General features: G+C 37.4%; 6 protein-coding genes, 1 pseudogene and 1 other annotated feature (1 of these 8 only partly in view). Of the genes and pseudogenes, 5 read left to right on the top strand and 2 right to left on the bottom strand.

Annotation, left to right across the window (positions count from 1 at the left end; all coding sequences use genetic code 11):
- The 3 genes and pseudogenes from C5471_RS01450 to C5471_RS01440 form a co-directional block, all read left to right on the top strand.
- Window positions 1-377: pseudogene (locus C5471_RS01450) on the top strand (IS630 family transposase); the annotation flags it as partial.
- A 772-nt stretch (window positions 378-1,149) separates the two neighbouring features.
- Window positions 1,150-1,494: a hypothetical protein gene (locus C5471_RS01445; RefSeq protein WP_133815022.1), complete on the top strand. Its 345-nt coding sequence runs from the start codon at window positions 1,150-1,152 to the stop codon at window positions 1,492-1,494.
- A gap of 562 nt (window positions 1,495-2,056) precedes the next feature.
- The gene (locus C5471_RS01440; protein WP_133815023.1) at window positions 2,057-2,911 is read left to right on the top strand and encodes a hypothetical protein; all 855 of its coding nucleotides are present in this window, start codon (window positions 2,057-2,059) and stop codon (window positions 2,909-2,911) included.
- A 108-nt stretch (window positions 2,912-3,019) separates the two neighbouring features.
- On the opposite strand, the gene C5471_RS01435 is transcribed toward C5471_RS01440, so the two are convergent.
- Entirely contained in the window at window positions 3,020-4,222 is a 1,203-nt protein-coding gene (locus tag C5471_RS01435) for a serine hydrolase (RefSeq protein WP_133815024.1), read from the bottom strand.
- A 138-nt stretch (window positions 4,223-4,360) separates the two neighbouring features.
- Between C5471_RS01435 and C5471_RS01430 the strand changes: the two genes are divergently transcribed.
- Complete coding sequence (locus C5471_RS01430; protein ID WP_133815025.1) at window positions 4,361-4,981, top strand: glutathione S-transferase family protein; 621 nt, start codon at window positions 4,361-4,363, stop codon at window positions 4,979-4,981.
- 6 nt (window positions 4,982-4,987) lie between these two features.
- On the opposite strand, the gene C5471_RS01425 is transcribed toward C5471_RS01430, so the two are convergent.
- Window positions 4,988-5,815, bottom strand: a complete 828-nt coding sequence (locus C5471_RS01425; protein WP_133815374.1) for an SDR family oxidoreductase — start codon at window positions 5,813-5,815, stop codon at window positions 4,988-4,990.
- 246 nt (window positions 5,816-6,061) lie between these two features.
- On the opposite strand from C5471_RS01425, the gene hisL reads away from it, so the two are divergent.
- On the top strand, window positions 6,062-6,154 hold the full coding sequence (gene hisL / locus C5471_RS25025) for a his operon leader peptide (RefSeq protein WP_339959141.1): 93 nt from the start codon (window positions 6,062-6,064) through the stop codon (window positions 6,152-6,154).
- Window positions 6,130-6,230, top strand: a sequence feature (His leader region); it runs 24 nt beyond the window's last position. Its footprint overlaps the gene before it by 25 nt.

The following is a 6,230-nucleotide window of genomic DNA, read 5'->3' as shown; positions in this document are numbered from 1 at the left end:
AAACAGAGCAAATCACCTATGTTAAAGGAATAAAAAAGAACTCTGACTTATTTATCAAAATGTTAGATGAACTGAATCATCAATATCCCCATGCGGAAACCCTCACATTAATCCTGGATAACTACGGTATTCATAAAAGTCAGAAGGTAAAGGACTGGCTGGCATGACATCCCAAATTTACCCTGTTGTTTTTACCGGTCTATTCACCGTGGCTAAACAAAATAGAACGGTTATGGCAATCGCTCCATGAGACAATAACGCGAAATCATTGTTGTCAATTTATGTGGCAGTTACTGAATTATGTTGATGCCTTTTTGGTATCGTTTTCATCACAACAAAAGCCAGGAAGACAAAAAATGGGTGTAGCACAATTATGAAACCTTATTTATTTCTCGGAAGAAAATATTAGAAATAATGATTAACCAAACTTAAGTCTACTTTACCCCCCCAACAAAATAATATCCTTTAAAATAATTTATAAAAGAACACACATCATCAACTCAAGCTTTAAAAAGACGCATAACAACATTTACCTTGTTATTCACCATTAATATTTCATAACGAAATGTAATTATTCAAATAATATGTTTTCATTGTAATTATTAACATAAAATCATATATGTTAACACTATTAAAACCAAAATATATTTTATGAAATTAATTTCAAAATTTACAATTATATATTCACATGAAAATTATAGAACACAAATAATCACCTAATATTTAAATAGAATGTCCGTTGAAAAATACAAACCAGAAAAAATGAGATAAATCATCTATCGCACACTATACCTATTCGCCAATTTCAGCTTACTTTCCATGCAAATGATTTATTAATAGTAATACCCAGAATCAATAACGCCTCTGAAAATAGATTATTAATTTCACCTATTCAAAGAGATAGAGATAAACGCCAATATTATTTTTTGATTATCGTTATACCTTTGCTTATTATGATTCTAACCATTTAGAGGAAATATATTATTGGTGGCATTTTAACAGCATCAATAATTATATAACACAGATAAACTTTTAATATAGATTACAATTACCAATTACCTTATATTTCTTCGGCGGCAAAATTATTTCCCCGCACATTTGAGTAATAAGAATTTATTTTTAACTACATTAAACTATAGGATTAATACAATGAACTTTACACATCCTTCTGTAACTGGTGAAGTGGCAACAGAGAGTAAAACCGAGCAACCTTCTCCTTCTCAGGCTCCTAATTATTATTTCGCTGTTGGCACCGTAACTTCAGTTCAAGCTGCACCTGATCAAAACCAATTGCAAATTAATGTTACTATGCAATTCCCTAACGGCAAATTTAACTATATCTTATGGTGGAATGCGCAAGACTACAGAGGTAACGCACTCTATCATCTTCTTTTGAATGCTTGCGGTAGTAACAAACGTGTGAATATAACCTCTTCATCAGTCGTTTCTCCTGGTGGTTACAATTATATCTACAACGCAACATTACTGGCTTAATATAAAGTTATAAACGACTAGGTAGCGGCGTCAAATACCACATTGTTACTATAAAATTTGACACAGTATTTCTTTGGTAGAATAAGGTTTATATTTATTTAAAGCCAAAATAAGCTTGTTACCAAATACTCCTTTCTCCAGGCAGAACCGAAAGTTCAAGGTTCCGCCTGTTTTGATATTATTTCTTATAATCCATCGCAATAAACAATAATTTATTTTCAACAATACTAATTTTAATTTCCCAGCTCAACATTTACTTAATTTAAATATTATGTAAAATAAAAACAATAACAGCTAAAAAACTAATTCCAATATATTTATTCACCATATATTTAATAACGAAAACAACCATGTATTAAAGTAATTTCATGAGTTCTATTTTACAGTTAGAATGTTTTAATTTATTAATAATTAATTTCACATCTAACACTATCTATAAAACAATAAAAAAACAATTTAAAGCTATTTTCTTGACAAGCATCAATAACACTTACTACTATTTTTAGTGCATGAATATCTATTTTTCTTTTATTTACTATCCTTTATAATAATAGGTGATGACATGTCAACAGAAAATCAGCGTATTAAAAAACCATCCTCAGGTTATGCAACGGATCATTTCTATAATGGAGCATGGCACAGAGCCGTCAAATTCGTTGAGGGCAGTGTTGAATTTTTTGATGTTTACGATGTTATTTTTGAAGGAATTACTCACCAATCCCCACCGATATTAGTTTCTGAGAATATTATTATTATTCCCTTAGAAAAAGATGAAGTCGCATGGAACAGTAAAATAGAAATATATGGCGCTATTGGCACTGGAGAAAGTGAGAAAATTTTTTCTGATGGTGATGCCGTCCGACCTTTTGCTGGTGAACTTGATACTTCAAATCCTGATGAACCACTGGTCATTTTCGAAGGAGGCAATGTTAGTCGTTTTTCCAATTACACAGCCAGCGTCAATGGCTTTGAATATGGCGGCTTGATTATAGATCCACAGAGAAATTCAATATCACTATTGCACCCTCTGGAAACTGGGAAGCTGCGCGTATTTGGTAAAACTGAAACTGGCAAAAATGTCACCGTCTTTGAAAAAGATACTGAAGGTGAAAATAAACCGCTTAATGGATGGGTAGAGCTCCATGATGTAGCGACATGTATTCTATTCAGAAGTGGCGATTTGACTGAATTTGCTGATAGTTATGAACTCAGATATGAAGGAACATCAACCCACGATTATCGCGGTTTATCACCTACGCATATTCGATATCAGAATATTGGTCATCATGTTAAAACTGAAGTCGAATTATGGGCTTACTGGCAAGATAAACCTAATGGTGTTTTATTATTCAAAGGCCGGTATAACGGTTCTTCCGTAAGAAGCAGCGGGGATTGTTCTCTGGAAAAAGATAAATAAATGTAAAACGTGCGCGGCAAAAATGCCGCGCCCTGAGCCAGGAAGGATATCTGCTGCATGTTGACGATCGAACTCATCTTCCCACATAAATCACATGTTTAAGTTAAATCAACCAAAAATAGCATTAAACCAACCGCTAACTTTCATGACAATCAAATCCCAAATACGACTGAAAAACCCTCCTTTCTCAACAACGTCTTTAACAACTAAAGGTCGCTGCTCAATGACTTTATCGCCTAATTGGAAATTAATCACACCGACAACCTGGTTTTTCGTCAAAGGCGCTTCCAATGGTGTTTGATTCAACGTGTAACTGGCTTTCAGATTTTTCAACTGACCGCGTGGAATCGTGATTGCTGCGTCTTTTTCCACACCAAGAGCAACATCTGAGCGATCACCATACCAAACCTTTTCTGAAACAAACGGTTCACTGGCTTTAATTGGTGTCACCGTTTCATAAAAACGAAATCCCCATAAAAGTAACTTTTCGCTTTCAGCGAAACGAATCCGATCACTTGGTGCGCCTAGCACAACGGAAATAAGCCGCATTGGCCCCTCTGTCGCTGAAGCAACCAAATTATGACCGGCACCGCTGGTATAGCCTGTTTTCACACCATCCACATTCATATTTTTATTCCACAACAATCGGTTACGATTAGGCTGTCGAATGTTATTAAAGGTGAACTCTTTCTCTTTATGAAGGGCGTATTCATCAGGAACATCACGGATCATGGCTTGGCTCAATACCGCCATATCACGAGCGGTACTGAATTGATCTTCCGCATCCAATCCATGGACAGTACGAAAATGGGTATTAGTCAACCCAAGTGCTTTTGCATAATTATTCATCAGACTAACAAATGCATCCTGACTACCCGCCACATGATCAGCTAAAGCAATGCTGGCATCATTACCAGACTGAATAACAACACCGCGATTTAGGTCGATCACTTTCACCCTGTCACCGGGTTTAAGAAACATCAGAGAAGAACCTTTTAGTATCGGATTACCTGTCGCCCAGGCATCCTTTCCGACCGTAACCAGATCTTCCGGTGTGATTTTTCCGGCTTTTATCGCCTGACCGACAACATAGCTGGTCATAATTTTTGTCAGACTGGCGGGATCAAGCCGCTCATCAGGATGACCAGAAGCCAGAATTTTACCGCTAGCATAATCCATCAACACATACGCTTTAGCCTCCATTGGAGGAATAACAGGTTCATCCGATGCATAAGCACTGGTATTGACAACTAATATAGCTGACAGCACTGCACTAACACATTTCATCACCATAGCCAAACTGTTCTTCATCACCCTTCCCCCTTTTATTTACAAGAAAAATGTCAGATTTCTATTAATATAAGATGTTGTATGACAAGAAACCAATGTAATAGTGCAAAGATTATTCTGATCATTGGTTTTAATTTAATCTGATGCAAGGAGAAACTCATGTTGACCATTTGGGGCCGTAAAAACTCTTCCAATGTAAAAAAAGTGCTCTGGTGCCTGAAAGAGCTGAATGTGCCATACAACCAGATAGATGTTGGCGGTAAATTTGGCAAACTGAATGACGCGCAATATCTGAAAATGAACCCCAATGGACAAATTCCCTGTTTGCAAGAAGGTGATTTTATCTTGTGGGAATCTAACGCAATTGTTCGTTATCTTGCCGCGAAATTTGGTGAACATCTGCTTTATCCGCAAGATCTACAAGAAAGAGCAAATGCAGATAAATGGATGGATTGGGTCGGTTCACATTTATTTCCCTGTATCAAACAGCTAGTGTTAGGCTTTGTTCGCACACCTGAAACCGAACGGGATCAAAAACAGATAGCACAAACACTGGCTGAAATTGCAAAACTGATAAAAATAGTAGATAACACCTTGGCAGAACAGGAATTTCTTTCCGGAGACAAATTTGGCATAGCTGATATTGCATTCGGCCCCATGATTTACCCTTGGCTTAACGTTCCCATCCAACGTCCATCTCTGCCAAATATTGAACGCTGGTACCAACTGATGGCAGCAAGACCCGCGTTCAAAGAGATCGTCATGATTGAATTAAGTTGAGAAAAATCAGCTCATTGGCATCCATCTAGGGTCCGGATATTGATACTCAAACCCTAATTGCTTACAAATACGGCTGCCATCAACAATCCTGCTCTCCACCTGAGTGACTTCTCTAGCAAATTCAGGTGGAATTAAATCAAGCTGATTGCTGGCTTTAGGATAAAACTCAGCTTTGGTTGGATGAACAGGCGCACATAAATTGTAAATATGCCCCCCTCCAGTTCGCTGAATTAACAGATTAATGGCTGAAATAACATCATCCTGATGAACCAGATTTACCGGCTGATCCCCACCTTTTAGTTCCTTTTTCCCCGCCAGAAAACGCCCGGCATGACGACCACTCCCCACCAGCCCAGCCAAACGCAAAATATCAACGGTAATATTTGGCAATTTGTGCAACCAATTCTCTAATTCAACCAATGCCTGAGCTGACGGTGTTTCAGGGCAAAAAGGGGCATCTTCATTCAGATTACCGACAATAAAACCATAAACAGAAGTAGAACTGGTGAAAATAATCCTTGGTACAGAATACGATAGGGCAGTATCGACAATTAACTGAACTGCCTTAACATAGTTATGACTGCCACCCGCCGTGTGGCTTGCTGGTAAAGTGATAATCAGCACATCAGCGACCATCAACTGTTCCAAATCATCAAGCGCACAATTAATTTGGGGTTCCAGTTGTAACAAATAACATTCGATACCAGACATGCGCGCTGCTTCTACACCATCTGACGTCGTTTTACTGCCAACAACCTGCATACCGCTACGGCTCAATGCTTTGGCTAATGGCATCCCCAACCAACCCAGACCGATAATGGAAACTTTTTTCATCATCACCCCTTCTTATGCCTGATATTACTTTGATTATGCTGACAATCTGAACATTAAGCCACTGTTATTATTAATCCTGTATTTTTCTTATGAAAAACAATATTTCAAGTAAAAACAAGATATTATTACAATAAAAATTTATCGCTAAAAAAATTGATTGCTTTTAGCCTGCCAAATCGTATAGGTTGAATAGCAAGCAGAAAATTTAATCACTGTGGGTTAGCCAACCAAAGCAACCAGCAGCAAATGGTAAATACTAAAAATAGTCAATGTAAAAAAGAGAAGCCCATTATGATCCGCATTCAATTCAACTACCATCATCACCATCATCCTGATTAGTCTTTCAGGCTGTTGTGTGCTGGAAGACGTTTAGCGGGTCTTCCGGTGGCATGAATGCAATACAAAACCCTCGGAA

This window comes from Photorhabdus tasmaniensis, assembly GCF_011189505.1.
Classification (GTDB): Bacteria; Pseudomonadota; Gammaproteobacteria; order Enterobacterales; family Enterobacteriaceae; genus Photorhabdus; species Photorhabdus tasmaniensis.
Note: the sequence above shows the minus strand (reverse complement) of the source record. Positions and strands in the feature narration are given on the sequence as shown.

What these genes read in the sequence shown, in the direction of transcription:
- C5471_RS01445 (WP_133815022.1), top strand. Translation starts at nt 1,150, where the DNA reads ATGAACTTTACACATCCTTCTGTAACTGGTGAAGTGGCAACAGAGAGT.
- C5471_RS01440 (WP_133815023.1), top strand. Translation starts at nt 2,057, where the DNA reads ATGTCAACAGAAAATCAGCGTATTAAAAAACCATCCTCAGGTTATGCA.
- C5471_RS01430 (WP_133815025.1), top strand. Translation starts at nt 4,361, where the DNA reads ATGTTGACCATTTGGGGCCGTAAAAACTCTTCCAATGTAAAAAAAGTG.
- hisL (WP_339959141.1), top strand. Translation starts at nt 6,062, where the DNA reads ATGGTAAATACTAAAAATAGTCAATGTAAAAAAGAGAAGCCCATTATG.
- C5471_RS01435 (WP_133815024.1), bottom strand. Translation starts at nt 4,222, where the DNA reads ATGAAGAACAGTTTGGCTATGGTGATGAAATGTGTTAGTGCAGTGCTG.
- C5471_RS01425 (WP_133815374.1), bottom strand. Translation starts at nt 5,815, where the DNA reads ATGAAAAAAGTTTCCATTATCGGTCTGGGTTGGTTGGGGATGCCATTA.